Raw genomic sequence first — 1,957 nt, 5'->3', positions numbered from 1 at the left:
AGCCACAGCCTCACAGGTGCCCACGGGACGGCCGCGACCGATCCCATCGATCACGACCAGCGGGCCGCTTGCTCGTTACTGAGACACGCTCCTAGCCGATGGCGGGCCCTCTCGTGTTGATCGGGCGGGGGTGGGACGGCCGGCGCAGTGCAATGGCGGTGGCGCGGTCGGTCCAGGCGCAGATGGTGGGTTGAGCTTCCCCCGAGATGCGGAGTGGTTCGGGGGTGACTGCGGTGAGGGTGGTGCGGGCTTGGATCACGGTGCCGGTGGTGATCATGTGGGAGGTCCGTTCGACCATGACGGTGAAGTCGGCCAGGGCCGGGGAGTGGACCGCGCCGCCTGCGCACGACCCCATGATGAGTGAGATCTGGGGGACCACTCCGGAGGAGTGAACATGGCGGCGGAGGATCTCGCCGTGCACGCCCAGGGCACTGCCGCTGTCCAGGATGCGGGACCGGCCGGCGTCGTTGATGGCGATGACCGGGCAGCCGGTCTTCAGCGCGAAGTCCATCACCTTGGTGATCTTCCGGCCGGCGGCCTCGCCCAGGGCGCCGCCCACGACCGTATGGTCCTGGGCGAAGACAGCCACCGGCCGGCCGTCGACCGTGCCGTAGCCGGTGACTACGCCTTGCCGGCGTGGGATGGTCGTCTCCAGCCGCGCGTTGCACGGGTGGTGCCCGGTGGTCTCGTCCAGTTCGACGAAGGAGTCCTCGTCGAGCAGCTGTTCCACGCGCTCGCGGGCAGTGATCCTGACTTTGGTGTGCTGTTCCTCCACGACGTGCACGGCTTCGTCGATCCGTCGCAGCACAATGTTGGTCTGCCCTGCGGCGGAGGCGTTGCTCTTTACTGCATCCATCAGCGAGTCTCCCTGTCCTTGCGCGGAGTTCGCCGCCCTCACAACGTGTGAGAGCAAGGCGTCCTTGGCTGCGTTGTGTTTGCTGTGCATGTCTTCCGGCTCCTGTCGCGCTGTCGCGTGACGTGGTCGTCTGTCCGCAGATGACTGGACGCACCAGCCGGACGGGTCAGCCCTTGATGTCGCAGATGGGGGCGCCGGAGGTGAGGGAGGCGCCGATCTCGGCGGACAGGCACTTGACGGTGCCCGAGCGGTGCGCGTTGAGGGGCTGTTCCATCTTCATGGCCTCCAGGACGACGACCAGGTCGCCATCCTCGACCTCCTGGCCCTCCTCCACGGCGACCTTGACGATGGTGCCCTGCGTCGGCGAGGCGAGGGTGTCGCCGGACGCGGTGGTGCCGGTCTTCTTGGCTGCCCGGCGCTTGGGCTTGGCCCCGGCGGCCAGACCCGTGCGGGCCGACGACATGCCCAGCGACGACGGCAGCGAGACCTCCAGGCGCTTGCCGCCGACCTCGACGACGACCGTCTCGCGGCCCGTCGCGTCCTCCACCTCGGTGTCGGTGGGCACGGCGGCGAACGGGATGGTCTCGTTGACGAACTCGGTCTCGATCCAGCGGGTGTGGACCGTGAAGGGGTCGGCGGTGAAGGCGGGGTCGACCACCACGGCCTGGTGGAAGGGGATGGCCGTGGCCATGCCCTCGACCTTGAACTCGGCCAGCGCACGGGCCGCGCGCCGCAGCGCCTGCTCACGGGTGGCGCCGGTGACGATCAGCTTGGCAAGGAGCGAGTCCCAGGCCGGGCCGATGACCGAGCCGGACTCCACGCCCGCGTCCAGGCGCACACCCGGGCCGGACGGCGGGGCGAAGGTGGTCACGGTGCCGGGGGCCGGGAGGAAGCCGCGGCCGGGGTCCTCGCCGTTGATGCGGAACTCGAAGGAGTGGCCGCGCAGCGGCGGGTCCTCGTAGCCGAACTCTTCGCCGTCGGCGATGCGGAACATCTCGCGGACCAAGTCGATGCCGGTGACCTCCTCGGTGACCGGGTGCTCGACCTGGAGGCGGGTGTTGACCTCCAGGAAGGAGATCGTGCCGTCCAGGCCGACGAGGA

2 protein-coding genes are annotated in these 1,957 nt (G+C 69.4%); both read right to left on the bottom strand.

The window, feature by feature from the left end; genetic code table 11:
* Positions 1 to 91: 91 nt before the first annotated feature.
* Positions 92 to 856, bottom strand: a complete 765-nt coding sequence (locus ACWD3C_RS48445) for a carboxyl transferase domain-containing protein (protein ID WP_451155201.1) — start codon at positions 854 to 856, stop codon at positions 92 to 94.
* Positions 857 to 1,022: 166 nt separating this feature from the next.
* Positions 1,023 to 1,957 (bottom strand): biotin/lipoyl-containing protein (locus tag ACWD3C_RS48440; RefSeq protein ID WP_451155199.1); only part of this gene is annotated, 935 nt, incomplete at its 5' end.

The sequence above is a fragment of the Streptomyces sp. NPDC002845 genome, assembly GCF_053591955.1.
Note: the sequence above shows the minus strand (reverse complement) of the source record. Positions and strands in the feature narration are given on the sequence as shown.

What these genes read in the sequence shown, in the direction of transcription:
- ACWD3C_RS48445 (WP_451155201.1), bottom strand. Translation starts at nt 856, where the DNA reads ATGGATGCAGTAAAGAGCAACGCCTCCGCCGCAGGGCAGACCAACATT.